Here is a 24,472-nt window from a genome sequence, read left to right as displayed (position 1 = left end):
CGGCGATCGGATGCGGCGGCGCTTCTCGAATCGTGATCGGCCCGCGGATCACCCCGGTGGGGTCGACGGAGCGCCCGGGGTGCGCTTGGCGGCGCGGATCGAGCGGCGCTGCTGCGTGACGACGGCGCGCTCCGCCTTCTTCGCGGCCCGCTTATCGCGGATGACGACCTTCGGCGTCGTGCTCTCGGGGAACCAGGGCGGCGGAGGCCCGAACGCCACACGCGAGGTCGCGATCACGCGTCGCCCGAGGATCTGGCTGGCCGTGCCTCCGACGACCGCGCCGATGCCGAACGGCAGCACACGACCCACGATCGTGCCCGTCGTCTTCGCGATCATCCGGGGCAGATACACGCGGCGCACATTGTCCATGAACTGCACGACAGCTGTGCGGGGGAGGTTCTTGGCGATCATCGCGCCCCAGAACTCCTGCTGCGCAGGCGCGCGTCCGGTGGCGCGTCCGGCGAGCTGGGTGAGCAGCTCCTTCGACGGCCCGCCCACGACCATCGCGAGCACGAGCGCTCTGCCGCGCTCCGGATCCTCGACCGGGATGCCGTGCAGCTCGGCGACCGACTGCGCGTAGAGGGCCGTCGTCTCGAGGAAGAGCACGGTGTCTGCCGTCGAGAGGGCGAGCGCCGCCGCTGTGCCGACTGCGGGCACCGCGCCCACGACGCCGACGCCGGCACCGCTCGTGGTGACGGTGGCGAGGTAGCGTCGCTCGAGGATGCGCAGCACCTGCTCGGGCGAGGCATCGGGATGGTACGAGCGGATGCCGCGCAGGTGCGCGAGCACCGCCGGGCGCTGCACCGACATGATGCGATCGAGGATCATGTCGATCCGCGACAGCTGCACCTCATCCGCGGTCGCCTGCGGAGGCGGCAGGGTGGAGGCGTCCGTGCCCGGGGGAGTCACATCAGCGTTGGTGCGGGATTCGTCCACGAGCCCACGCTATGCGACAAGCATGTGCGCGAGCCAGGAATCAGCGGGTGCCGTAGTCGGCGTTGTACTGCGCGACGACCTCGCTGATCGGGCCGTCGAGTTTGAGTGCGCCCTTGTCGAGGTAGAGGCCGCGCGTGCAGAAGCGCAGCAGGTCGCGCTCGTTGTGCGAGACGAAGAACAGTGTGCGGCCTCCCGCGAGCAGCTCCTCGATGCGCGTGTAGCACTTGTCGCGGAATGCCTTGTCGCCCACCGCGAGCACCTCGTCGACGAGCAGGATCGGCTCCTCGAGTCGCGAGATCACCGCGAACGCGATGCGCACCTTCATGCCGCTCGAGAGGTGCTTGTACGGGGTGTCGACGAAGTCGCCGATCTCGGCGAAGTCGATGATCTCGTCGAAGCACTCGTCGATCTCACGCCGCGTCATCCCGTGCAGCCCGGCCGTGAGGTACACGTTCTCGCGCACCGAGAGGTCGTTCACGAAGCCGCCGGTGATCTCGATGAGCGGGGCCACGCCCTCATGCACGGAGACGGAGCCCTCATCGGGGAACACCACCTGCGCCACGAGCTTCAGCAGAGTCGACTTGCCCTGGCCGTTGCGTCCGACGACGCCGATGGCCTCACCCGCGCGCACCTCGAAGTCCACGTTCCTCAGCGCCCAGAACTCGCCGGGACGCGTGCGGCGCTTGCGGCCGGCGAACAGATCCTTGAAGTTGCGGCGCGACGACCGGTTGCGCTTGAACCGGATGCCGGCATCGCGCACCGCGATGACCACGTCGTCTGACGTCATCAGATCTCCTTCAGCACGGTGCGGATGGTGCGGCGGAACACGAGGAGACCGACCGCGAACGCAACCAGGCTCACGCCCGCGGAGATCGCGACCGCGAACCAGTCCAGCTGCTGCGGGAAGAACGCGGCGCGATAGAGGCTGAAGATGCCGGCGAGGGGGTTGAGCGCGCCCCACTGCTCAAGTCCCACGTCTTTCAGATCGTGGAGCCCGTAGATGATGGGCGACGCGTAGAAGAGGAAGCGCAGGATGAGCTTCACCGCCCGCTCCAGATCGCGGAAGAACACCACCAGGGGCGCCACGAACAGTCCGATTCCCATCATCAGGATGGCCTGCAGGAGGATGCCGAGGAGGGCGTACACGGCCTCCCAGTGCAGCGTCGCACCGGTGAAGATCGCGAACACCGCGATGATCGGGATCGCGGCCACGAACTCGATGCCCTTCGACAGCACGAGCCGAGCCACCCAGATGGTGCGGGGGATCGTCGTCGACCGGATGAGCTTCGCCTCCTTGGTGAAGGCGCGTGTGGCATCCGAGATGGCGCCGTTGAACCACGTCCACGGCAGGAGCGCGCAGAGCAGGAACACGATGTACGGCTCGAGTCCCACCGAGCGGTCGAACACCTGCGTGAAGACGAACCAGTAGATGAGGCTCATCAGCAGCGGGTCGAGGATCGACCAGAAGTACCCGAGGAACGACGTCGAGTACCGCACTTTGAGGTCGCGCGTGGTCAGCAGCCACAGCGAGCGGCGGTACCGCGTGAACGGCGACAACTCGCGTCGGGACAGCGCGGCAGAACTCACCCCGTCAATCTAGTCCGCGCAGGCGCGGATGACGTGCGACGACTCACACGAAGAGGTTCGCGCGCTCCAGGTCCTCGGCGAAGTCGACCTCGACCGCGTAGAGGTCGGAGATGTCGACGGGCATGAAGCGAAGGCCATCGTGCTCGATCGCGAGCTCGATGCCGCGCTCGAAGTAGTCCTGGTCGTCGACGCGCTGCAGGTGGTGGATGAGCGCCTGCTTGTCGTTCTGCGACACGAAGTTGATGCCGACCGCTTCGCCCAGGCCGCCCTTGACCTGCTTCGACAGGAGCTTGATGCTGCCGTCGGCGGCGGTCGTGTACTTGACCTCTTCGTCGGACACCTTCGCGGTGTTGACGGCCACGAAGCTCTGGCCGCGGGCGACGAGGTCGCCGGCGCGCACAAGCGCCTCGGGGTCGAAGACGACGTCGCCGTTCATCCACAGCACGGGAGCGTGCTTGGTGGCCTGGAGAGCCCGCAGGAGGCTCTTGGAGGTGTTGGTCTGGTCATACGCCTCGTTGTGCACGAAGTTCGCGTTCGGGAACGCTTCGACGATGTGCTCGAGCTTGTAGCCGACCACGATCGTCACCTTGACGTCGCGACCGAACGCCTGGTGGATGTTGTCGAACTGCTGCTTCATGATCGTGCGGCCGTCAGCGAGTTCGGTGAGCGGCTTCGGAAGCGAACGGCCCAGGCGGCTGCCCATGCCAGCGGCAAGGATCACGATGTTCGTGGTCACAGGGGACTCCTCGGAGGTCTCGGGCTTGCGTACATGGGCCGATCAGCCGCGATGTTCGGTTGCAAGCAGTGGTGAAGACACGCCGTTGTGCGTTGGAGAGTTTACTGACGGCGTATGGGAAGTCACGGGGTATCGCCTGTTCGTTCCCGATTCGTGATAACTCTGCAGTGACGGCGAAGGCGAGGGATCCACCCCGGGGATGATTCTGGCTCATCTCTCTCGGAGGAAGGGCGTGGTGTTGATACGGTGAACCAGTGGATCCTGAACCCACTGCACCCACCACGCCGAGCCGTCGCCCGTCGGGCTCTTCAGCGCGCCGGGGATCCGCGTCGGCCGCCTCCCGTTCGCGCACCGGTGCAGCGAAGACCGACCCCATCCGGCCGGTCGAAGCTCCGCTCATCACGCTCGAAGGCGCGAAGCCCGCGCCTGTCGTGAAGGAGGTCGCTGTGGGTGACGAGGCGGCGCCTGGACGCGCGCAACCGGCCGATGCCGCAGAGTCCGAGACGGTCGATCCGCCTGTCGCGCTGATGGAGGACGTCGCGGCCGAGCCGGTCGTCGATGAGCCGGACGCGCCGCTCGAAGAGTCGGAGCCTGTCCTCGAGGAGCCGACGCCGGAGCCGGAGGTCGAGGACTCCGCGCTGATCGCTGACGCTGAGGCCGAGGTGCCGGTCGAGATCGTCGAGACCCCCGCCGAGGTCGACGAGGATGACGCAACCGTCGCCGTCGAACCGCAGCCCGAACCAGCGCTCGCGCCCGACACCTCCGCGATCCCCGTCATGCTTCCGTCGAGCGATATCGCTCTGTCGGTGCGCGGTCTTCGCAAGACCTACGGCCGCGCCGTCGCGGTCGACAGCATCGACCTCGACGTGCGGCCCGGCTCGTTCTTCGGCATCGTCGGACCGAACGGCGCAGGCAAGACCACGACTCTCGGCATGGTCACCGGCATGCTGCGTCCCGACGAGGGCACCGTGCGCGTGTTCGGACTCGACGTGTGGGAGAACCCGGTGCGCGCCAAGCGCCAGATCGGCGTGCTGCCCGATCGGCTCCGACTCTTCGACCGCCTCACGGGCGCGGAGTTCCTGTACCACGCGGGTGCGCTGCGCGGCCTCGACCGCCCCACGATCGCCCAGCGCTCCGCCGATCTCGCATCCGCCTTCGGCCTCGAGCACTCGCTGCACCGGTTCGTCTCCGACTACTCGGCGGGCATGACGAAGAAGATCGCGATCGCCGCGGCCATGATCCACGCCCCGCGTCTGCTCATCCTCGACGAGCCGTTCGAATCCGTGGACCCCGTCTCCACGTCTCTCGTGCTCGACGCGCTCATGCAGTTCACCGCAGCGGGCGGCACCGTCATCCTCTCGAGCCACAGCATGGAGCTGACCGAGCGGGTGTGCGACACGATCGCGATCATCGTCGAGGGCGCCGTTCTCGCGGCGGGCCCCACCGAGCAGGTCGTCGCAGGCGGAACCCTCGAGCAGCGTTTCGTCGAACTCGCCGGCGGAGAATCCGCGGTGGAAGGCATGGAGTGGTTGCAGAGCTTCTCCGACTGAGGCTGCGCGTCCTCGTCAATGAACTCCGCGGCGGTGTCGGGCGCGGAATCGCCGTCGCGCTCGCATGGCTCGCGGCGATCGCCGGCACCATCGCGCTGCTCGTCGGCGCGGGCTGGATGTCGCAGCACTCCGACGTGTTCGTCACCCGCGCCACGATCGCCGTCGGCACGTGGCTCATGCTCGCAGCGTTCATCCTGCCGATGATCACGGTGCGCGTCGAACCTCTCGCCCCGCGCGCGTTCCTCGGCTACCCGCTGTCGCCCGGTGCGATCAACGTGGCGACGTTCCTGCTGCCCCTCATCGGACCGACGATCCTGCTCATCCCGATCTCGTTCGCCCCTGCCGTTGCGTGGGCGGACGAGCCATCCGCTCTGCCGATCGCGTGGGCGGTGGCGCCGCTCATCGTGGTGCTGGGCATGATCCTGCTGGATCTGGGGCGCCAGGTGGGCGTCGCCCTTCGGCACCGCCAGCGGGCGTCGGCATGGGCCGACTTCCTGGGTGCGTTCGCTCTGCTGTTCGGCCTCGTGATCGTCCTCATCGTGCTGTCGCCGCGAATCAGCGAGCTGCGGTGGGTCGAGGCTTTCTCGAAGCCCGTGCGCACGTTCGTTCTCGACAACCTCGACGCGGTGGCGACGACCCCCCTCGGCATGCTGTGGGCGGCCGTCGCGGACGGCTCGGAGCCGCTCGGAGATCCGGCGGCCGGATGGGTGCGGGTGTGGTTCGCGCTCGCCGTCATCCTCGCGCTCGGCGGCCTGCGCTTCGGTATCGTGCATCGCCGACTCCAGGCGAGCCGCCGCGCACCCGCCCCGCGTCGCGTGCGCATCCCCGGCTGGTTCGCGCGCTTCCCGGCGACCCCCGTGGGCGCCGTCGGCGCTCGCTCCACGACCTACTGGATCCGCGATCCGCGCTACTTCGTGACCCTCAGCATCGTGCCCGTCATCCCGGCGCTTCTGCTTCTTGCGTTCTGGGTGGGTGGCGTGCCGTTCCAGTACGCGGTGCTCGTGCCGCTGCCTGTGCTGTCGCTGCTCATCGGCTGGGCGACCATCCACAACGATCTCGCCTACGACTCGACGGCGTTCTGGCAGCATGTCTCGGCGCAGACGCGCGGATCGCACGACCGCCACGGGCGCGCGGTTCCCGTGCTCGTCATCGGTGCGCTGCTTCTCGCGGTGGGCATCCCGCTCACGCTGTGGGCGTACGGAAGCAGCGATATCGCTCCCGCGCTGGCGGGCGTCTGCATCGCCCTGCTGCTCGGCGGCATCGGTGTGGGAAGTGCGTATTCGGCACGGTTCCCGTATCCCGCTCCGCGACCGGGGGACCCGGCGTGGCAGTCCCCGCAGGTCGCGGGCAGCATCGGCGGGGTCGCGCAGTCGATGTCGCTGCTGTTCGCGGTGATCGTGGCGGCCCCCGCGTTCGCGGCCGCAGCAGCGTGGTGGCTCATGGGCGGACGCTGGGGCTGGATCGCGCTCGGAGTCGGCGCACTGTCGGGACTCATCGCGTACCTCGTCGGGGTTCGTGCGGGCGGCGTGGCGATCGACCGCCGCGGGCCGGAGCTGCTGGCCTTCACCCTGCGCAACTGATCCGCCTTCGCCGTGAGTGGCGTGAGCGCGAGGAGACGGAGTGGGGTTTTTCGTCGTAATCTGGGCGGATGAGCGAGCGTGATGCGGATCAGATCGGCGGGAGCACGGATGTGCTCGATCGTGAGCTGGAGAAGCTCCTCGAGGGCGAGCTCACCGAGGACGGTGACCACGACCGTTTCGCGCACTACGTGAAGAAGGAGAAGATCGTCGAGTCGGCGGTCACCGGCAAGCCCGTGCGCGCGCTGTGCGGCAAGAAGTGGATTCCGGGTCGCGACCCGTCGAAGTTCCCCGTGTGCCCCGACTGCCAGAAGATCTACGAGCTTCTGAAGTGATCGGGGCCCGCACCGCTCAGAGGTAGCGGGTGCGGATCGCCGGTTCGCCGCGCGAGAGGCGGAAGGCGTCGTTCGGCATCTCGGCGACGGCGCGGGCGTTGTGCTCGCGCGCGGCCTGCACCCCGGCGATGCCGATGACATCAGCGTGGATCTCGCCGTCGGTGACGAGCGGGGTGTGCAGGGCACGGCCCTGCTCCGGGGCGATATCGACGGGAGCGTCGTCGACGTAGATGTCCTCGGAGACGGCGACGCCCTCCCACAGCGCACGGATGGGCTGCTTGCGACCCCCGATGGTCGCCTTTCCTTCGGACGTCTTGCCGACCGAGCTCCAGGTGGAGTCGTCGTTCTGGCGCGCGACGAGCTTGTAGACCATGCCCGCGGCCGGGTGGCCGGAGCCGGTGACGACAGACGTGCCGACACCGTACGAGTCCACGGGCGCCGCGGCGAGGGAGGCGATCGCGTGCTCGTCGAGGTCGTTGGTGACGGTGATCTTGGTGCCGGTGGCGCCGAGTTCGTCGAGTTGCTTGCGCACCTCGCGCACGACGACGCCGAGGTCGCCGGAGTCGATGCGCACGGCCCCGAGGCCTGTGCCGGCGGCGCGGACGGCGTTCTCGACGCCGGTGCGGATGTCGTAGGTGTCGACGAGCAGGGTGGTTCCGGGTCCGAGGCTCGCCACCTGCGCGGCGAAGGCCTCCTCCTCGGTGGGGAACAGCAGGGTGAACGCGTGCGCGGATGTGCCCATCGTGGGCACGCCCCACCGGCGTCCGGCTTCGAGGTTGGAGGTGGCGTTGAAGCCGGCGATATAGGCGGCGCGCGCGGCGGAGACAGCGGAACGCTCGCCGGTGCGCCGCGAGCCCATCTCGGCGAGCGGCCGGCCACCCGCGGCGGCGACCATCCGGGCGGCCGCGGATGCGACAGCGGAGTCGTAGTTGAGCGTGGAGAGGGCGAGGGTCTCGAGCACGACGCCTTCGGCGAATCCGGCCTCGATGACGAGCAGGGGGGAGCCAGGGAAGTACAGCTCTCCTTCGCGGTAGCCGCGGATGGTGCCGCTGAATCGGTACGACTCGAGCCAGTCGAGGGTGTCGGCGGCGACGACGTTCTCACGCTTGAGCCAGGCGAGTTCGTCGGGACCGAAGCGGAATTCGGAGATCGCCTCGATCAGGCGTCCTGTGCCGCCGACGACGCCGAAGCGGCGGCCGTCAGGGAGGCGGCGAGCGAACAGCTCGAACACGCACGGTCGGTGCGCGGTGCCAGCGTGGAGGGCCGCGTCGATCATGGTGAGTTCGTAGCGGTCGGTCAGCAGCGCCGGCGATGTCATTCGCCCAGGATACGGCTCGGCGCGGGTGCGACTTGCAGTCGGCCGCGTCAGCAGCCGGGGCCGGTGGGGGTGGTGAGGCAGTCGCGATCGACGAGCACCGTCTTCGCCCCGCGGGCGGTGATGTGCAGATCGTTCGCGGGGCGGGTGATCGTGCCGGTGATCGGGGTGAAATCATCGCCTGCGTAGCGGTACTCGGCGCGGTAAGTGATGGTGAGCCGGACCGTGTACTCGCCGGGGCGCGCGTAGATGTGACTCGTGGGGGTCGCGTCGAACTCGCGCAGCCCGAGCGCCGCCCAGGTGGCACCGGGGGTGGTGGGGCGCGCGGTCTGGCCGTCGCCGTAGTCCCAGTTCCAGCGGATCGGCGTGAAGCGCACGTCGGCGGGACTGCCGAGCAGGGTGCCGCTCACGACGTGGGCTCGGGCAGAGGAGTAGAAGTTGGCGGGGAGCTTCGCCACCACCCAGCCGTCCGGCTCCATCTGCTGCACCGTGTCGGCCACGAGGTAGTGCGCGACATCGCTGAGAGTGATCGGGCGGACGACCTCGAAGTTGTCGCGGCACGGCACCCCCGGCGCCAGCTCGCACGGCTGTGCGGCTTGGCCGCCGCCGGAGCCCGTGCCCCCGCCCGTCCCCGAGCCGGAACCCCCTCCGCCGATTTCGCTCTCGCCAGCTCCTCTGCCCACCTCACTTCCTCCGCCTGAAGCGCCACCGCCTACAAGCTCCGCTCCTCCCTCGACTACAGTCCCGCTGATGGTGCAATCGCCCGTTCTGAAGTCAGCGGTGTCGCACTTGCCGGACTCTTCAGACGTCGTGGGTGGCGGGGTCGCCGAGATGATAGAGATCGCGGCGAGCAGGGCCGCAGCAAGGGTTAGCCACATATGTCGCCCATTGGCCAGACATCGCGCATGACGACCCGAAGCGGAGTCCCGGCGACGGTGACTTCGTAGGGGATTTGGTTGGTTCGGTCCGGGGCGACGACGGATGCTCCGTCGTGGCCAAGAACATCTGTATTGCTGATGTCTTCACATACATAGATCGTGACGCTCCCGATCGCCTCGTATGACTGAAGCCTGGCCGTGAAGGTGGAGGCGCCAAGTCCGCGAAGCTTTTGCGACTGGAATCGCTCGAACCCAGCTGCCTCTTGCTCGAAGACCTCCGGGGATGCGAAGTCCAGAAGTCGCTCCGGGTTCTCGCCTCCGTCCTCGAAGATCGCGTCGAGCGTTGCGAGGTAATTCCCGTACACCTCCTCCGCGGCGGCGAGGGCCTCCTCCTCGGAGGCGAAGACGGCGGCCTCTGTCGGGGCAGGGGAGGGTGCGGGCTGGTCGCCGGGCACGCATCCGACGAGCGCGAGAGACGCCACCACGAGCAGCGCGAGCAGACGGAAGGTCTGGGGCATGCCGACACGGTAGGGCATTCCCGGCGCGCGGCGACGCGCTCATCCACAGCCGCGCAGCGCGGCGACAGCGGCGCGCGACATGGGGCGCGGGTACGCTGGTTCCTGTGACAGCTGGTCCCTCAACCGACGCCCCGCTGGGCGTCTTCGACTCCGGTGTGGGCGGCCTGACGGTTGCGCGAGCGATCATCGACCAGCTCCCCAACGAGTCGATCATCTATGTGGGCGACACGGCCCGCACTCCGTACGGTCCGAAGCCCATCGCCGAGGTGCGTGCGTACGCGCTCGAGCTCATGGACGACCTGGTCGACCAGGGCGTGAAGGCCCTCGTCATCGCGTGCAACACGGCGTCCGCAGCGGTGCTGCGCGATGCGCGCGAGCGCTACACGGTCGGCGCGGGCATTCCGGTGCTCGAAGTCATCCAGCCTGCGGTGCGTGCTGCGGTGCGCTCCACCCGCAACGGCCGCGTCGGCGTCATCGGCACCGTCGGCACCATCCAGTCACGCGCCTACGACGACGCGTTCGCCGCCGCCAACGGGCTCGAGCTGTTCAGTCGCGCCTGCCCGCGCTTCGTCGAGTTCGTGGAGGCGGGGGTCACCAGCGGCCCCGAGCTCTTCCGCTACGCGCGCCAGTACCTCGACCCGCTCATCGAGGCCGATGTCGACACCCTCGTGCTCGGCTGCACCCACTACCCGCTCATGTCGGCGGCGATCCAGTACGTGATGGGTCCGGAGGTGCGTCTCGTCTCGAGCGCGGAGGAGACGGCGTCGGATCTGTACCGAACCCTCGTCTCGCACAACCTGGAGCGCACGGCGACGGAACATCCCACCCACCGCTTCGAATCGACGGGCTCCGATAAGGCCCGCTTCCTCGAACTCGCCGCACGCTTCCTCGGACCCGAGGTGCACCGCGTCGAGAGCTTTCCCACCGACGCGATCCCCGTCGTCGGCTGACCGCCCGCCACATCCCCACCAAGGAGTCTCATGACCGACACCCGCGCCGACGGCCGCACCCCTGATCAGCTGCGCACCGTCACGATCGAACGCGGGTGGAGCGCGCAGGCCGAAGGCAGCGCGCTGGTCTCCTTCGGCAACACGAAGGTGCTGTGCACGGCGAGCTTCACGAACGGCGTGCCGCGCTGGCTCATGGGCAAGGGCAAGGGGTGGGTGACCGCCGAGTACGCGATGCTCCCGCGCTCCACCAACGAGCGCATGGACCGTGAATCGGTGAAGGGCCGCATCGGCGGACGCACGCACGAGATCTCGCGCCTCATCGGGCGCAGCCTCCGTGCCGTCATCGACACGAAGGCTCTGGGCGAGAACACGATCGTGATCGACTGCGACGTGCTGCAGGCCGATGGCGGCACCCGCACCGCCGCCATCACGGGCGCGTACGTCGCGCTCGCCGAGGCGGTGGAGTGGGGGCGTGCGAAGGGCTTCATCGGCAAGAACTCGAAGGCCCTCATCGACTCGGTCGCGGCCGTGAGCGTCGGCATCATCGACGGTGCTCCGATGCTCGACCTCGCCTACACCGAGGATGTGCGCGCCGAGACCGACATGAACATCGTCGCGACGGGCCGCGGCCTCTTCGTCGAGGTGCAGGGCACCGCCGAGGGCGCTCCGTTCGACCGCCGCGAGCTCGACGCGCTGCTCGACCTCGGTCTCGCCGGCACCGCTGAGCTGACGCGCATCCAGAACGAGGTCCTGGGAGCGTGACCACGTTCGTCCTCGCCACCCACAACGCCCACAAGGTCGAGGAGCTGCGCCGCATCCTGGGCGAGCGTCTCGGCGGCCACGAGCTTGTCGGCTACGACGGCCCGGAGCCTGTGGAGGACGGCGACACGTTCGAGGCGAACGCGCTCATCAAGGCGCGCGCCGCGTACGCGCACACCGGGCTCCCGTCGATCGCCGACGACTCCGGCATCGCCGCGCATGCGCTCGATGGTGCCCCCGGCATCCGCTCGGCGCGCTACGCGGGAACCGGCGACTCGGCCGACAACAACGCCCTGCTGCTGAAGAACCTCGAGGGCGCGACCGACCGCTCGGCGGACTTCGTGTGCGTCGCCGCGCTCGTCGACGGCGACACCGAGATCGTCGTGCGCGGCACCTGGCCTGGCCGTGTTCTCGAGCAGCCGTCCGGGGCGAACGGGTTCGGATACGACCCGATCTTCCAGCCCGACGGCATCGAGGTCGCAGCGGCCGAGCTGACCCCCGACGAGAAGAACGCGATCAGCCACCGCGCCCGCGCGTTCGGGGAGCTCGTCGCGAAGCTGCGCGAACTGTACGGCTGAGCACGAGAGTCATTCCCGACAAGCCCGAACGGGCATCGCGCGCGCCGCGCTCGGCCTAGCCTGGAGGCATGGGTCACGGGCATGATCACGGCGCCGTCGCGCGTGGAGCGGGCAACCGCATCCGCATTGCGATCGCGCTCGCGATCACGGTCACGGTGCTCGTCGCCGAGCTCGTGGGGGCCGCGATCTCGGGTTCTCTCGCCCTCCTCGGCGACGCAGGCCACATGTCGAGCGACGCCATCGGCCTCGCGGTGGCGCTCGTGGCGTCCGTCGTCGCGGCGCGCCCCGCGACGGATCGTCACACCTTCGGATTCCAGCGCGTCGAGGTCCTCGGCGCGCTCATCAACGGAATCATCCTGATCGTCGTCGCCGTGTTCGTGGGGGTCGAGGGTGTGAAGCGGCTCGTGTCGGGCATCGACCACATCGACGCCTGGCCGATGCTCGTGATCGCCACAGTCGGCCTTCTCGCCAACATCGTCGCCTTCGCGGTGCTGCGCGGCGGCGACCGCACCTCCATCAACCTGCGCGGCGCGCTGCTCGAAGTTCTCGGCGACATGCTCGGCTCCGTCGCGGCGATCGCCGCCGGCGCCGTGATTCTGCTCACCGGATTCGTGCAGGCCGACGCCATCGCCTCTCTCGTGATCGCGGCGCTCATCGCGCCGCGCGCCGCCATCCTGCTGCGCGATGTCATCCGCGTGCTCACCGAGTCGGCTCCGCGCGACCGGGACGTCGAGCAGATCCGGTCGCACCTGCGCGAGACCCCCGGCGTCGTGGAGGTGCACGACGTGCACATCTGGGACATCACCTCCGGCTCGCCCGTCTTCACCGCGCACGTGGCGGTCGACCCCGAGATCTTCGTGCGCGGCGAGACGGGTGCGCTGCTCGAGAAGCTGAGCGCCTGCCTAGCCGGACACTTCGACGTCGCGCACTCCACGTTCCAGCTGGAGCCAGCCGGGCACTCGCAGTGTGAGGAGCACGCCCATCGCTAAGACCGCCTCCTCGACCGTCGAGGACTATCTCAAGGTCATCCACGGCCACACCGAGTGGCAGGATGCGCCCATCACGGGCTCGCAGCTCGCCGCGCGTCTCGGGCTCGTGCCGTCGACCGTCACCGAGATGGTGAAGAAGCTCGTCAGGCAGGGGCTCGTGACCCACCAGCCGTACGGCGCGATCCAGCTCACCGACGAGGGGCGCACGCAGGCCCTGCGGATGGTGCGTCGCCACCGTCTCGTCGAGACCTGGCTCGTGGAGGGCTTCGGCTACGACTGGGATGAGGTGCACGACGAGGCCGAGGTGCTCGAGCATGTGCTGAGCGACCGGATGCTCGCCGCGATCGACGCCCAGCTCGGGTATCCCACGCGCGACCCGCACGGGGATCCGATCCCGGCACCAGACGGCACGATCACGCGACCGGAGGCCGTGCTGGCGGCGTCACTTGAGGCCAGCACGGTGGGGAGGGTGGCGCGCATCAGCGACCGCGACGGCGACGTGCTGCGTCGCATCAGCGACGACGGCATCGGGCTCGACACGATCGTCACGGCAGGGGAGCTGGATGGCGACGTCGCCGAGGCGGTGTGGCTGGTGCCCCTGAGGGAGTCGCGCAGCGCATAGCGGCGCCGCGCGCGCATCCAGGGTCAGTCGTCGAGCACGTCCGGGTCGAGCGCGAGCTCGTCCTTGCTCAGCGGCTTGTCTTCGCCGCGGGCGCGCGCGCGACGGGCCTTGACGACGCCCTGCACGTAGTGGAACACCGTGGGGATCACGGCGAGGGCGATCGCGCACAGCAGGATCACGTCGATGTACTCGATGACGAAGTCGGCGATCGGCTCGAAGTAGCCGAGCAGGAAGCCGCCGAAGGTGAGGCCGGCACCCCAGATGGCCGCGCCGACCGCGTTGTAGAGCGAGTAGCGCTTGTAGTTCATGTGCGCGACGCCTGCCGCGATGGGAGCGAAGGTGCGCACGATGGGCACGAAGCGCGCCACGACGATCGCGAGCGGGCCCCACTTCTCCATGAACGCGTTGGTGCGCAGCACGTTCTCCTTCGAGAACATGCCGCTCTCCTTCTTCTCGAAGATCGCGGGGCCGGTCTTGTGCCCGATCACGTACCCCAGCTCACCGCCGGCGAATGCGGCGACCATGATCGAGAGGCAGACGACCCAGATCGGGATCTGGATGCCGGTTCCGGCCTCCGTCATCGTTCCGGTGAAGGTGAGAAGCCCCGTGATGATGAGGAGCGTGTCGCCCGGCAGGATGAAGCCGACCAGCAGACCCGTCTCGGCGAAGACGATGAGGCACACCACGAGCAGGGCCCAGGGGCCCGCTTCGACGATGATCGCGTGCGGGTCGAGCCAGGGGATCAGAGCTGTGGGCGCGGCGGCGAGGAGAGTAGCGAAAAGTGTGGTGAGTGGCACGCGAGAGATCTTCCTGGTCGTCGATCGAAGCAGATCGGCGGGCGATTCATTTCAGCGTAGCGGCATCGGGGGGACGCGATTCGGGGGCATTCCCCCTGAATCGCGACGAACGCGTCGACTGGTGCGGGAGGCGGGGCTCGAACCCGCATGCCTCGCGGCACAGGAACCTAAATCCTGCGTGTCTACCATTTCACCACTCCCGCAGCCTGCTCAGTCTACGGGCGCGGTTGCAGACGAGCGGCTCTGGCGGGTGGTCAGGGGGGTCGCCAGAGGGCGGCTTCAGATGCGCATACACGACGCGACGGCCGCGAGGATCCCAGTGGTGTAGCACGCCTGCCCCTGGCAATGGCAATCTGAGGGAGCCCGACAGGATCACCCCGATCCTCTGCGCCCGACCCGACGCGAATGGAAGCTTGCATGATCAACGGAGACGTCTCCCACTGGTGGAACGTCGCGGGCAGTGCCCGCGTCACGCGCCCCGAGCTGCCCGGCTCGCTGCAGACCGATGTCGCGATCGTCGGCGCCGGATACACCGGGCTCTGGACCGCCTACTACCTGAAGAAGGCCGACCCCTCGCTGCGCATCGCCATCATCGAGCAGCGGCATGTGGGCTACGGAGCTTCGGGGCGCAACGGCGGTTGGCTCACCAACTCGATCACGGGCGGGCGCGAGCAGTACCTGAAGACCCACAGCCGTGACGAGATCGAGCGCTTCCAGCGCGAGGCGAACGCCACCGTCGACGAGGTGATCCGCGTCACCGAGGTGGAGGGCATCGACGCCGACATCCTCAAGGGCGGCGAGTTCAACGTGGCCTACACACCCGCGCAGGAGGCGCGCCTGCGTGCCTGGGCTGCCGCGGAACAGCAATGGGCGAGTACCGATGTGGAGCTGCTCGAGGCGTCGGATGCGAAGGCGAAGATCAACGTCGCGCACACGCGTGCGGCGATGTGGCATCCGCATTCCGCGCGCATCCAGCCCGCCAAGCTCGCCGCAGGCCTCGCGGCGGCCGTCGAGCGGCTCGGCGTGACGATCTACGAGAACACCCGCGCGCTCGAGATCCTGCCGCGCAAGGTGCTCACCACCCACGGCGACGTAGAGGCCACGTACGTCGTGCGCGCCACCGAGGGCTTCACAGCCCAGCTGAAGGGCCTGCGCCGCCTCTGGCTGCCGATGAACTCCTCGCTCATCGCGACCGAACCGCTGCCTGCCTCGGTGTGGGACGAGCTCAACTGGTCGAAGGGCGAGGTGCTCGGCGACATGGCGCATGTGTACATGTACGCGCAGCGCACCGCGGATGACCGCATCGCCATCGGGGGGCGCGGTGTGCCCTACCGGTACGGCTCGCGCACCGACCTCGACGGTCAGACGCCCGAGGTGACGGCCGAGAAGCTGCGCCGGATCATGCTGCGGTTCTTCCCCGCCACCCGCGACGCGCAGATCGACCATGTCTGGTCAGGCGTGCTCGGCGTGCCGCGCGACTGGTCGGCGACCGTCGGTCTCGACCCGACGACGGGCATCGCGTGGGGCGGCGGCTACGTGGGCACGGGCGTCACGAGCACCAACCTCGCCGGGCGCACGCTCGCCGACCTCATCCTGGGCCGCGGCACCGACCTCACGACGCTGCCGTGGGTGAACCACCGGGTGCGCAAATGGGAGCCTGAGCCGCTGCGCTGGATCGCCACCAAGGGCCTCTACACCGCGTATGGCATGGCCGACCGGATCGAGGACCGCGGCAGCGCCCGCACCTCGCCGATCGCGAAGATCGCCGACATCATCACCGGCCGACACTGAGAAAGGCACTCGCATGACCGACACCGCCACCATCGCCCGCCTTCGCACCACGGAGGGCTCCCTCGGCGAGCACACCGCCAAGCCGACCGCTCTCACCGAGGGGCTCACGGAAGCCACCGAGCCCGTATGGACGGGCGGGAAGATCGAGACGGGCCTCTGGGAGTGCACGCCCGGCCGCTTCACGGCTCGCCGCGACGGCTACACGGAGATCTGCACGATCCTCTCGGGTTCCGTCACGATCACGCAGGAGGGGCGCGAGCCCATCCGCTTCGCTCCCGGCGACGTCATGGTGATGCCCTCGGGCTGGGTGGGCGAGTGGGAGGTGCACGAGCCGCTGCGCAAGCACTACACGGTGATCGACGACTGAGGACGATCTGTAGCCGTCTGCCGTTCTACGACGGTGTCGGCACGCATCCTGTGGAGTATTCGCACCGCGCTGTGCCGCTTCCCGCCATCATGTCGGCGTGGCGGGTGAGGTCGGGGCGATCACGGAGCGGGTGCGCGAGCGGGTGCGGCGCGACGGCGTCGATCTGCACGCGGATCGGCGCGTTGCCGAGCGGTACGTGCGTGACGAGGTGCAGCGCTCCGCCGAGCTGGCGCTCGCCGGGGCCGGGCCGCTGCTCACCGACGAGGCGGGCATCGCCAGGCAGGTGCTCGCGGCGCTCACAGGGCTCGGGCCGCTGCAGCCGTATCTCGACGATCCGACGGTCGAAGAGCTCTGGATCAACGCCCCCGACCGGGTCTTCGTGGCCCGAGACGGTGTGTCGGAGCGGGTGCCGCTCGTGCTCACCGCGGGCGAGGTGCGCGAGCTGCTCGAACGGATGCTGCACCAGACCGGTCGCCGCATCGACCTGTCGTCCCCGTTCGTCGATGCCTCGCTGCCCGACGGCTCGCGCCTGCACGCCGTCATCCCGGATGTGACGCGCCAGCACATCTCGATCAACATCCGCCGCTTCCGCAGCGGGATGCGCGGGCTCGACGATCTCGTGCGCCTCGGCACGCTGTCCCGCTCCGCCGCCGACTTCCTCGCCGCATCCGTGCGTGCGGGGCTCAACATCCTCGTGACAGGCGCCACCCACACCGGCAAGACGACGCTGCTCGGCGCGCTGCTCGGCGAGTGCCGCAGCGATGAGCGCGTCGTCACCGTCGAGGAGACGTTCGAGCTCTCGGTGCCGACCGCGGATCACGTGGCGATGCAGTGTCGCCAGCCGAGCCTTGAAGGTACGGGCGAGATCACCCTGCGGCGCCTCATCAAGGAATCGCTGCGCATGCGCCCCGACCGGCTCATCGTGGGCGAGGTGCGCGAAGCCGAGTCGCTCGACCTGCTCATCGCGCTCAACGCGGGCATCCCCGGCATGTGCTCGCTCCACGCCGGCAGCGCGCGGGAGGCGCTCATCAAGCTGTGCACCCTGCCGCTGCTCGCCGGCCGCAACATCGATGTCAGCTTCGTGACGCCCACCGTCGCCTCCTCGATCGACCTCGTCGTGCACGCCGAGCTGCACCGCGACGGGCGCCGCCGGGTGGTCGAGATCATCGCGCCCACCGGGAAGGTCGTCGACGGGATCGTCGAGGCGGACACGGTCTTCCGTCTCACCGATGCGGGTCTCGAACCGACCGGTGACCTCCCGGCGCGCACGGAGCCGTTCGAGCGGGCCGGCATCGATCTGCGGGTGCTCACCGCCCGTCCCGCGGAGGCGATGCCGCAGGAGCTCGCGAGTCCCGCGCTCGTCCCGCGCACCCCGGATCCGATGGGTGCCGTCAGCTGGGACGCCGTGCGGTGAACGGCGCGCTCTGGGGTCTGCTACTCGGCGTCGGCGTGCTGCTGATCGCATCCGTGTGGCTGTGGCCTCGTGGACAGGCCGAGACGCGTGTCCGGCGCGAGGGGGTGCTTTCGCGACTCGAGGACGCACTCGCGCAGGCAGGGCTTGGGCGGGTGACCGTCCCCGCGCTCCTGTTCGTGGCGCTCGCGTGCGGCTCGATCGCCGGCTTCGTGGTGCTCGCGGTCACCCCGGTCGTCGCGCTCGCCGCCGCTGCCGGCCTCGCGGCGACCACAGCACCGTTCGCCCTCGTGCTGGCCCGCGCGCGCACCCGACGGCGGGCGATGCGCGCCGTCTGGCCCGACGCCATCGATCATCTGGTCGCGGGGCTGCGGTCGGGACTCCCGCTCGGTGACGCTCTCGCGGCGCTCGCCGAATCCGGCCCCGAGCCGCTGCGGCTCGCGTTCGCGGAGTTCGCGGCCGATCATCGCGCGACGGGCCGCCTCGAGTTCGCACTCGACGCGCTCAAGGATCGGCTCGCAGATCCGGTCGCGGATCGTGTGGTCGAGACGCTGCGTGTGGCCCGCGATGTGGGCGGCACCGAGCTGCCGTCCGTGCTGCGCAGTCTCGCGGCGTTCATGCGCGCCGACTCCGCGGTGCGCTCGGAGGTGGAGGCGCGACAGACCTGGGTCGTGAGCGCTGCGAGGCTCGGTGTCGCCGCTCCCTGGCTCGTTCTGCTCCTGCTCGCCGCCCGGCCCGAGGCGGTGCGCGCCTACAACTCACCCGCGGGTGTCGTGCTGCTGGTCGTGGGCCTCGTGGTCACGGTGGTGGCGTACCGCATCATGCTCGCCATCGGCCGCCTCCCCGATGAGCGCAGGTGGTTCGCATGAGCCCGACACTCGGCCTCGCCATCGCGGCGGGTCTCACCATGGGGCTCGGACTCTGGACGCTCGTCGCCCTCACTCCGCGGTTCGGCGCTCGCCGTCTGGCCGATCGGGTGGCGCCGTACATCCTCGACGTCTCGGCTGAAGCACGAGCCCTGCGCGCGCGGCGCACGAGCGAGCCGGGATCGGTCTTCGCAGGGCTCGCAGCCCCTCTCATCGAGCGGGCGCAGGCGCTGCTCGCCCAGATCCTCGGCGGCGATTCGTCGGTCGCGCGGCGGTTGCGCCAGGCGGGGTCCGCGGATCCGGTGGCCGCGTTCCGCTCGCGCCAGCTCGCGTGGGCGGCAGGCGGCGCCGCGGCGGGCGTCGTCGCGGTCGTGGCTCTCTCGCGCACCGCGACCGTCGGCCCGCTGGCCACCACGCTCGTCGGCGTGCTGGCGCTCGCCGCGGGGCTCCTCCTGCCCGAGCAGCTGCTCACCCGTCGCGCGCGCACCCGCACCGCACGCATCGCCGACGAGCTCCCGACCGTGCTCGAGTTCCTGAGCCTCGCGCTCGCCGCGGGCGAGAGCGTGCGCGACGCCATCCGTCGGGTCGCCCGAATCGGCAGCGGCGAGCTCGCAGGAGAGCTCGGGGGAGCGGTCGCCGAGGTCGACCTCGGCATCCCGCTCGCCGATGCCCTCGAACGCACCGCGAGCGACCTCGAGGTGCCCTCCCTCAGTCGCGCGATCGAACAGCTCACCGTCGCGCTCGAGCGCGGCAGCCCGCTCGTCGACGTGCTGCGCGCACAGGCTCAGGATTCGCGCGAGGACGCGAAGCGCGCGCTCATCGAATCCGCTGGCCGCAAGGAGGTCGCGATGCTCGTGCCCCTGGTGTTCCTGATCCTGCCTGTCACGATCGTGTTCGCGCTCTTCCCGGCGACGCTCGTGCTCGAGCTCGGGTTCTAGCGCCGGTTCTCGTGCCGGGTCTGTGGAGAATCCACGACGCGGATCCGGCGCGCTCGCCACACTGTTCGACATGCGACGAATCCTCGACCGACTTCGCGACGACACCGGTGATGTGCCCGGCTGGGTGCTCATCACCTTGATGACCGCTGCCCTCGTCATCCTCATCTGGGCGCTCGCCGGCCCTGCGCTCTCCTCGATCTTCCAGAACGCGATCGACAAGGTCTCCGGGATCTGACGGTGGGAGTTCCCGCCGACGAGCGAGCGTCGTCGCGCCGCGTGCGCGACCGCCTCGCCGACGACACGGGCTCGGCGCCCGTGGAGTTCGTGCTCGTCGGGGTGCTGCTGACCTTCCTCACTCTCGCGGTGCTGCAGCTCGCTCTCGCCCTGCACATCCGCAACACCGTGCTCGATGCCGCCGCCGAGGGCGCGCGCTTCGGGGCGCTCGCCGATAACGAGCCCGCGGATGCCGCCCCGCGCACCGCCGAGCTCATCACGACCGCGCTCGGAGCCGACTACGCCAGCGACATCCGTGTCGGCGAGGGCGAGTGGATGGGGGTTCCCGCAGTCACCGTCACGGTGCGCACGACGCTGCCGCTGGCCGGGTTCCTCGGCATCGACAGGGGCCTGGAGGTGACGGGCCATGCGGCGCGCGAGACGCTGGAGTGACGACGGAGGCTCGGCGTCCCTCGAGTTCCTCGGAGTTGGTGTGCTGCTGCTGGTGCCGCTCGTGTACCTGATCCTCACGGTGTCATCGGTGCAGGCGGCGTCGCTCGCCGTCGAGGGGGCGGCGCGGCACGGCAGTCGTGTCTTCGTGCAGGCGCCGAATCTCGACGCAGCCGATGCGGCGCTCGACCGCGCCGTCCGCGTGACCCTCGCGGATTATGGGATCGACGCCGACACCGCCCAGGTGCGGATCTCGTGCACCCCGAACCCCGGCGACTGCCTGCAGCGCCGCGGCTTCGTGACCGTCGAGATCAGCACCGTCGTGCCCCTCCCGATCGCCCCGCCGATCCTCGACCTCGAGGTGCCTGTTGGGGTCACGATCGACGCGGCCGCCACCGAGCAGGTGTCGCGCTTCCGGGCAGACGGATGAGCCGCGCGGGGATCGCGCGCAGACTGCGCGACGACGACGGATCGACCCTGCCCCTCGTAGCTTTCTACGCGTTCCTCGCCCTCGCGACGGTGCTCATCGTGACGGCGGCCACATCGCTCTACCTGGAGAAGAAGCGGCTCTTCACGCTCGCGGATGGGGCGGCGCTCGTCGGCGCGGAGGCGTTCGAGCTGTCCGCGGTGTCGCTCGCATCGGGCTCCCCGCGCCCCCTGCTCGACGACACGGACGTCGAATCCGCTGTGTCCGAGTACCTCGCGGCGGCGCCGATCACCGGCTTCGACGGGCTCGCGATCGACGACGCCTCCAGCCCCGACGGGCGCAGCGCGACGGTGACGCTCTCGGCGACGTGGCATCCGCCGGTCGTCACCATCTTCGTGCCCGACGGCATCCGCATCGACGCGACCGCGACCGCGCGCTCGGTCTTCGGCTGAGGTCGAGCGGCGCGCGTTCAGTCGTCGAGCGAGCGGATGATCGCCTCGGCGGCCGCGGCGCGCAGCTCGGGCGCCATGCGCTGGCCGTTCACGAATTCGTGCGACCACAGGCCGTCGGCCGCGAGCTGGGCCGTGAAGAGGCGGAGCTCCTCGGGGTCGTAGGAGCCGTCGGTGCGCGCGGCAGGCGGGTCGGCGATCCAGCGGCGGCTCACCTCATCCCAGGGGGCGACGTTGTTGCGGGTGGTCTCGGCATCCGAGACGAAGAGGTACTCGCCGGGCGTCGCGGTGGCGGCGGAGGCGCGGATGTAGGCGGCGAGCCGGTCCCGCTGCGACGCGTCTTCGGGGTCGCCGCCCAGGAGCTCGCGCATCTGCTGCTCCCAGCGGTCGGCGAGCTCGCGGTGGATGCCGGCGAGCAGCGCCGCGCGCGTGGGGAAGTGGTAGATCACGCCGCCCTTGGTGAGGCCAGCTTCCGCAGCGACCGCTTCGATCGTGATGCCCCCGACGCCCGCGCGCTCGGCCACGCGCAGGGCCGCGTCCATGATGGCGGGGCGGTTGCTGGGTCGGCTCACGGCAGCTCCTCAGATTCGACGATCACCCAATACTGTACGATCTCGTATAGTTTACGCAACCGTACAGTAACCACTCACCGCCAGGACCCACGCATGACTGCCCCCATCGAGACGCCCGCCACGACACCCGCGCCCCGCGCCACCCCCCGCACCTGGGTCGGTCTCGCCGTGCTCGTGCTGCCGCTCATCCTCATCGCCGTCGACAGCATGGTGCTCGTCTTCGCCCTGCCCGCGATCTCCACCGAGCTCTCGCCGAGCGGCGCTGAGCAGCTGTGGATCATGGACATCTACTCGTTCATGCTCGCGGGCCTGCTCATCACGATGTCGTCGGTCGGCGACCGCATCGGCCGGCGCAAGCTCCTGCTCATCGGCGCCGTCGCGTTCTCGGCCGCATCGGTGCTCGGCGCCGTCTCCACGAGCCCCGAGATGCTCATCGCCGCGCGCGCCCTCCTCGGCCTCGCGGGCGCGACGCTCATGCCGTCGACGCTCTCGCTCATCCGCAACATGTTCCTCGACCGCGACCAGCGCCGCTTCGCCGTCGCTGTGTGGAGCGCGGGCGCCTCGGCAGGTGCCGCCGCAGGCCCCATCGTCGGCGGCTGGATCATCGAGCACTTCAGCTGGCACGCCGCGTTCCTCATGAACATCCCGGTGATGGTGCTGCTGCTCGTGCTCGCGCCGTTCTTCATCCCCGAGAGCCGCAACCTGGGCCACGCGGGCGTCGACCTCGTGAGCTCCGTGCAGTCGCTCGTCACGATGGTCGCCTTCGTGTACGCCATCAAGGCGCTCGCGGAGGGCGAGAACCTTGCGCTCGCCGCCGCCGGCTTCGTCGTGAGCTTCGCCGCGGGCACGCTGTTCGTGCGGCGCCAGCTGCGGATGCCGCAGCCGATGATCAACGTGCGTCTGTTCCGCGTGAAGGCGTTCACCGGGGCGGTCATCGGGGACCTCATCTCGATCTTCGCGCTCATCGGATCGCTCTTCGCCCTCACGCAGTATCTGCAGCTCGTGCTCGAGCTGAGCCCGGTGGAGTCAGCGCTGTGGCTGCTGCCGCAGATGGTCGTCTCAGCTGCATCCGGATTCTTCGCGGCGTGGGTCGTGCGCAAGCTCCCGACGGCGTTGCTCGTCTCGCTCGGCACGCTCGCCGCGGCGGGCGGGTTCTTCGCGCTCATCGGCCTCTCGACGACCACGGATCCGCTCATGATCGCGCTCGCGCTGTGCCTCATCGCGCTCGGCGTGGGCATCGCGACGACGCTCACCCACGACATCATCATGAGCTCGGTGCCCGCCGAGCGCTCGGGGCAGGCGGCCGCCATCAGCGAGACCGCCTACGAGCTCGGCACCGCGCTCGGCACGGCCGTGCTCGGGTCAGTGCTGCTCGTCGCCTACCGCACAGGGCTCGAAGGATCCGCGTCCGGTCTCGTGAGTGGCACGATGCTCGACCGCGCGACCACGACGCTCGCCGAGGCCCTCACCGTCTCGCGTGAACTCGGCGGCGAGCTCGGCGCGACCTTCGCCGAGCTCGCCCGCGTCGCCTACACCGACGGCCTCGTGCTCATCGGCATCGTGGGCGCGATCCTGCTCGTGCTGGGCGCCGTGTTCATGGGGTGGATGCTGCGCGGTGTCTCGTCGCAGGCCGACCTCAGCCACCACGACGCCGACCACTGACGGGTGCCCCGCGCCGCGGCGCGACGATCGAGCCCGGATGGACCCGCCCACCCCGGTGGACGTCGAGCGTCCGGGGGAGCTCGGAGCTCAGGCCGCCCGCCTAGTCGATAGGGGAGTACCCGGAGCTAGTCTCGACCTGAAGCGTCAGCTCGCTCAGTTCGGGCCAGTCGGACAGCTCTTCGACGCCCCGGCCCGCCTCGAGCCAGGCGATCTGGTCGGCAGTCGACCAGTCGGCCCCCTCCGAGATCGACAGCGTCGACAGTCGGCCGTCCTGAATAGACAGGTACACATCGAACGTGCGGTCATCGAGTGCGCGAAAGCGCCCGATCACCGGGAAGTTCGCGTTGCCGGGCACCGCGCGCGGCGCGGATTCGGGCACCTGGAATCCGATCCCGGGCCAGAAGGCGTCGGGGCCGAACGGACCTTCGAAAACGATCGCGCGGGCTTCGTCCAGCTGAGCGAGAAGCTCGGTCGCGCCGAAGTGGGGCGTCGAGTGCAGGAGGGCGGCGACGAGATTCCGCACGTGCTCCGGCACGTCGACGGGCTCGTCCTCAGGCAGCGCATCATCATCCACCGCGGCGTGGTCGACGGATGCCGCGCCCCGTGAGAGCCACCACGACGCCGCGCCCAGAACCACTGACGCCGCTGCGAGAGCCACGCGCGGTCGCCGCACGCCTGCACGGCGCATGCGGTCGATGAGGCGCGCGTCGAGCGCCTCCGATGCATCCGCGAGACCCATCGTGACCCCCGCGGTCGCCAGTGCGAGGCCGGTGCGGGTCGCCGGGGGGAGGGGGAGCGCGTCGTCGCGGAGAGATGCCCAGACCGTCCATGTCGCCAGGGCGGACGTGGCCGTCCGGTATGCGATTCGTGCCCCGAGGCCGAGGTTGCGTGGCTCGACGAGCGTGAGAGCGGCGACCGCCAGCGTCGATACCACCCCTTGCTCGGGGCTGCGCGGGTCAGCGAGTCGTGCGGCAACGGTCCGAGCGTCGAGGGTCATACACCTCAGCGTAGAAGGCTGGCGAAGCGCAGGAAGCGGCGCGCATCCCGCGGGCCCCGTGCGCGGTTCCCGGCCATCGGGGGCAAAAGCCCCTGTTCGGCGCCGAAACGCCGACCTATCGTCCCCTGCAGGTGCACAGACGGAGACACGCGCCCCGCCATCGCACCCGTGCGTCGCACTCGCGGCCACGTGAGCAGGTAAG

At 69.7% G+C, this 24,472-nt stretch carries 28 protein-coding genes and 1 tRNA gene; 18 read left to right on the top strand and 11 right to left on the bottom strand.

Annotation, left to right across the window (positions count from 1 at the left end):
- Window positions 1–48: 48 nt before the first annotated feature.
- Genes HCR12_RS08905 through HCR12_RS08890 form a run of 4 tightly spaced genes read right to left on the bottom strand, consistent with a single transcriptional unit; the run spans window position 49 to window position 3,259 of the window.
- Window positions 49–936 (bottom strand): hypothetical protein, encoded by an 888-nt coding sequence (locus HCR12_RS08905; protein WP_166865510.1) that lies wholly within the window; start codon window positions 934–936, stop codon window positions 49–51.
- A gap of 40 nt (window positions 937–976) precedes the next feature.
- Complete coding sequence (locus tag HCR12_RS08900; RefSeq protein WP_166865506.1) at window positions 977–1,723, bottom strand: ABC transporter ATP-binding protein; 747 nt, start codon at window positions 1,721–1,723, stop codon at window positions 977–979.
- On the bottom strand, window positions 1,723–2,523 hold the full coding sequence (locus HCR12_RS08895; protein ID WP_224763376.1) for an ABC transporter permease: 801 nt from the start codon (window positions 2,521–2,523) through the stop codon (window positions 1,723–1,725). The genes HCR12_RS08900 and HCR12_RS08895 overlap by 1 nt, the downstream gene beginning before the upstream one ends.
- 43 nt (window positions 2,524–2,566) lie before the next feature.
- Window positions 2,567–3,259 carry a phosphocholine cytidylyltransferase family protein gene (locus HCR12_RS08890; protein ID WP_166865504.1) on the bottom strand — a complete coding sequence of 231 codons (693 nt, stop codon included), beginning with the start codon at window positions 3,257–3,259 and terminating at the stop codon, window positions 2,567–2,569.
- 254 nt (window positions 3,260–3,513) lie between these two features.
- Between HCR12_RS08890 and HCR12_RS13685 the strand changes: the two genes are divergently transcribed.
- The 3 genes from HCR12_RS13685 to HCR12_RS08875 all read left to right on the top strand — a co-directional run bounded on the left by HCR12_RS13685 (window position 3,514) and on the right by HCR12_RS08875 (window position 6,721).
- Window positions 3,514–4,809 (top strand): ABC transporter ATP-binding protein, encoded by a 1,296-nt coding sequence (locus HCR12_RS13685; protein ID WP_224763374.1) that lies wholly within the window; start codon window positions 3,514–3,516, stop codon window positions 4,807–4,809.
- A complete protein-coding gene (locus HCR12_RS08880; RefSeq protein WP_166865501.1) occupies window positions 4,785–6,389 on the top strand; it encodes a hypothetical protein in 1,605 nt (534 codons plus the stop codon). Before HCR12_RS13685 ends, HCR12_RS08880 begins: the two co-directional genes overlap by 25 nt.
- Window positions 6,390–6,457: 68 nt before the next feature.
- Complete coding sequence (locus tag HCR12_RS08875; protein ID WP_166865498.1) at window positions 6,458–6,721, top strand: DUF3039 domain-containing protein; 264 nt, start codon at window positions 6,458–6,460, stop codon at window positions 6,719–6,721.
- A 16-nt stretch (window positions 6,722–6,737) separates the two neighbouring features.
- On the opposite strand, the gene HCR12_RS08870 is transcribed toward HCR12_RS08875, so the two are convergent.
- The 3 genes from HCR12_RS08870 to HCR12_RS13680 form a co-directional block, all read right to left on the bottom strand.
- A complete protein-coding gene (locus HCR12_RS08870; protein WP_166865495.1) occupies window positions 6,738–8,039 on the bottom strand; it encodes a nicotinate phosphoribosyltransferase in 1,302 nt (433 codons plus the stop codon).
- A gap of 47 nt (window positions 8,040–8,086) precedes the next feature.
- Window positions 8,087–8,602, bottom strand: coding sequence for a PKD domain-containing protein (locus HCR12_RS08865; RefSeq protein WP_166865492.1), 516 nt, complete (start codon window positions 8,600–8,602; stop codon window positions 8,087–8,089).
- Window positions 8,603–8,904: 302 nt separating this feature from the next.
- Window positions 8,905–9,432 (bottom strand): hypothetical protein, encoded by a 528-nt coding sequence (locus tag HCR12_RS13680; protein ID WP_166865487.1) that lies wholly within the window; start codon window positions 9,430–9,432, stop codon window positions 8,905–8,907.
- A 104-nt stretch (window positions 9,433–9,536) separates the two neighbouring features.
- Here HCR12_RS13680 and murI point away from each other — a divergent pair, with 104 nt between their 5' ends.
- The 5 genes from murI to HCR12_RS08840 all read left to right on the top strand — a co-directional run bounded on the left by murI (window position 9,537) and on the right by HCR12_RS08840 (window position 13,330).
- Window positions 9,537–10,382 (top strand): glutamate racemase, encoded by an 846-nt coding sequence (gene murI / locus HCR12_RS08860; RefSeq protein ID WP_166865484.1) that lies wholly within the window; start codon window positions 9,537–9,539, stop codon window positions 10,380–10,382.
- Window positions 10,383–10,412: 30 nt separating this feature from the next.
- The gene (rph, locus tag HCR12_RS08855) at window positions 10,413–11,144 is read left to right on the top strand and encodes a ribonuclease PH (protein WP_166865481.1); all 732 of its coding nucleotides are present in this window, start codon (window positions 10,413–10,415) and stop codon (window positions 11,142–11,144) included.
- Complete coding sequence (rdgB, locus tag HCR12_RS08850) at window positions 11,141–11,719, top strand: RdgB/HAM1 family non-canonical purine NTP pyrophosphatase (protein WP_166865477.1); 579 nt, start codon at window positions 11,141–11,143, stop codon at window positions 11,717–11,719. The genes rph and rdgB overlap by 4 nt, the downstream gene beginning before the upstream one ends.
- Before the next feature lie 68 nt (window positions 11,720–11,787).
- Entirely contained in the window at window positions 11,788–12,708 is a 921-nt protein-coding gene (locus HCR12_RS08845) for a cation diffusion facilitator family transporter (RefSeq protein WP_166865474.1), read from the top strand.
- The gene (locus tag HCR12_RS08840) at window positions 12,686–13,330 is read left to right on the top strand and encodes a metal-dependent transcriptional regulator (protein ID WP_224763372.1); all 645 of its coding nucleotides are present in this window, start codon (window positions 12,686–12,688) and stop codon (window positions 13,328–13,330) included. The genes HCR12_RS08845 and HCR12_RS08840 overlap by 23 nt, the downstream gene beginning before the upstream one ends.
- A gap of 23 nt (window positions 13,331–13,353) precedes the next feature.
- Here the strand turns inward: HCR12_RS08840 and HCR12_RS08835 are convergent, their stop codons facing one another.
- Both HCR12_RS08835 and HCR12_RS08830 read right to left on the bottom strand, forming a co-directional pair.
- Window positions 13,354–14,127, bottom strand: a complete 774-nt coding sequence (locus HCR12_RS08835) for a DedA family protein (protein ID WP_166865472.1) — start codon at window positions 14,125–14,127, stop codon at window positions 13,354–13,356.
- Window positions 14,128–14,246: 119 nt separating this feature from the next.
- Window positions 14,247–14,330, bottom strand: a tRNA-Leu gene (locus HCR12_RS08830).
- A gap of 214 nt (window positions 14,331–14,544) precedes the next feature.
- On the opposite strand from HCR12_RS08830, the gene HCR12_RS08825 reads away from it, so the two are divergent.
- The 9 genes from HCR12_RS08825 to HCR12_RS08785 all read left to right on the top strand — a co-directional run bounded on the left by HCR12_RS08825 (window position 14,545) and on the right by HCR12_RS08785 (window position 21,042).
- Window positions 14,545–15,918, top strand: coding sequence for an NAD(P)/FAD-dependent oxidoreductase (locus HCR12_RS08825; protein ID WP_166865469.1), 1,374 nt, complete (start codon window positions 14,545–14,547; stop codon window positions 15,916–15,918).
- Window positions 15,919–15,931: 13 nt separating this feature from the next.
- Complete coding sequence (locus tag HCR12_RS08820) at window positions 15,932–16,285, top strand: cupin domain-containing protein (protein WP_166865466.1); 354 nt, start codon at window positions 15,932–15,934, stop codon at window positions 16,283–16,285.
- Window positions 16,286–16,382: 97 nt separating this feature from the next.
- Window positions 16,383–17,699 carry a TadA family conjugal transfer-associated ATPase gene (locus HCR12_RS08815; RefSeq protein ID WP_166865462.1) on the top strand — a complete coding sequence of 439 codons (1,317 nt, stop codon included), beginning with the start codon at window positions 16,383–16,385 and terminating at the stop codon, window positions 17,697–17,699.
- On the top strand, window positions 17,696–18,565 hold the full coding sequence (locus HCR12_RS08810) for a type II secretion system F family protein (protein WP_166865459.1): 870 nt from the start codon (window positions 17,696–17,698) through the stop codon (window positions 18,563–18,565). The genes HCR12_RS08815 and HCR12_RS08810 overlap by 4 nt, the downstream gene beginning before the upstream one ends.
- Window positions 18,562–19,500, top strand: coding sequence for a type II secretion system F family protein (locus tag HCR12_RS08805; protein WP_166865456.1), 939 nt, complete (start codon window positions 18,562–18,564; stop codon window positions 19,498–19,500). The genes HCR12_RS08810 and HCR12_RS08805 overlap by 4 nt, the downstream gene beginning before the upstream one ends.
- A 70-nt stretch (window positions 19,501–19,570) precedes the next feature.
- Window positions 19,571–19,735, top strand: coding sequence for a hypothetical protein (locus HCR12_RS08800; RefSeq protein WP_166865453.1), 165 nt, complete (start codon window positions 19,571–19,573; stop codon window positions 19,733–19,735).
- A gap of 2 nt (window positions 19,736–19,737) precedes the next feature.
- Window positions 19,738–20,166: a TadE/TadG family type IV pilus assembly protein gene (locus HCR12_RS08795; protein ID WP_224763371.1), complete on the top strand. Its 429-nt coding sequence runs from the start codon at window positions 19,738–19,740 to the stop codon at window positions 20,164–20,166.
- The gene (locus tag HCR12_RS08790; protein WP_166865450.1) at window positions 20,141–20,593 is read left to right on the top strand and encodes a hypothetical protein; all 453 of its coding nucleotides are present in this window, start codon (window positions 20,141–20,143) and stop codon (window positions 20,591–20,593) included. The genes HCR12_RS08795 and HCR12_RS08790 overlap by 26 nt, the downstream gene beginning before the upstream one ends.
- Window positions 20,590–21,042: a pilus assembly protein TadG-related protein gene (locus HCR12_RS08785; RefSeq protein WP_166865446.1), complete on the top strand. Its 453-nt coding sequence runs from the start codon at window positions 20,590–20,592 to the stop codon at window positions 21,040–21,042. Before HCR12_RS08790 ends, HCR12_RS08785 begins: the two co-directional genes overlap by 4 nt.
- Before the next feature lie 17 nt (window positions 21,043–21,059).
- Here HCR12_RS08785 and HCR12_RS08780 read toward each other — a convergent pair whose 3' ends face one another.
- Window positions 21,060–21,611 (bottom strand): TetR/AcrR family transcriptional regulator, encoded by a 552-nt coding sequence (locus tag HCR12_RS08780; protein WP_224763370.1) that lies wholly within the window; start codon window positions 21,609–21,611, stop codon window positions 21,060–21,062.
- A 93-nt stretch (window positions 21,612–21,704) separates the two neighbouring features.
- On the opposite strand from HCR12_RS08780, the gene HCR12_RS08775 reads away from it, so the two are divergent.
- Complete coding sequence (locus tag HCR12_RS08775; protein ID WP_166865442.1) at window positions 21,705–23,273, top strand: MFS transporter; 1,569 nt, start codon at window positions 21,705–21,707, stop codon at window positions 23,271–23,273.
- Between the two features lie 100 nt (window positions 23,274–23,373).
- Here the strand turns inward: HCR12_RS08775 and HCR12_RS08770 are convergent, their stop codons facing one another.
- Window positions 23,374–24,270 carry a hypothetical protein gene (locus HCR12_RS08770; protein ID WP_166865438.1) on the bottom strand — a complete coding sequence of 299 codons (897 nt, stop codon included), beginning with the start codon at window positions 24,268–24,270 and terminating at the stop codon, window positions 23,374–23,376.
- Window positions 24,271–24,472: the final 202 nt, after the last annotated feature.

It is taken from the genome of Salinibacterium sp. ZJ70, from assembly GCF_011751865.2.
Classification (GTDB): Bacteria; Actinomycetota; Actinomycetes; order Actinomycetales; family Microbacteriaceae; genus Homoserinibacter.
Note: the sequence above shows the minus strand (reverse complement) of the source record. Positions and strands in the feature narration are given on the sequence as shown.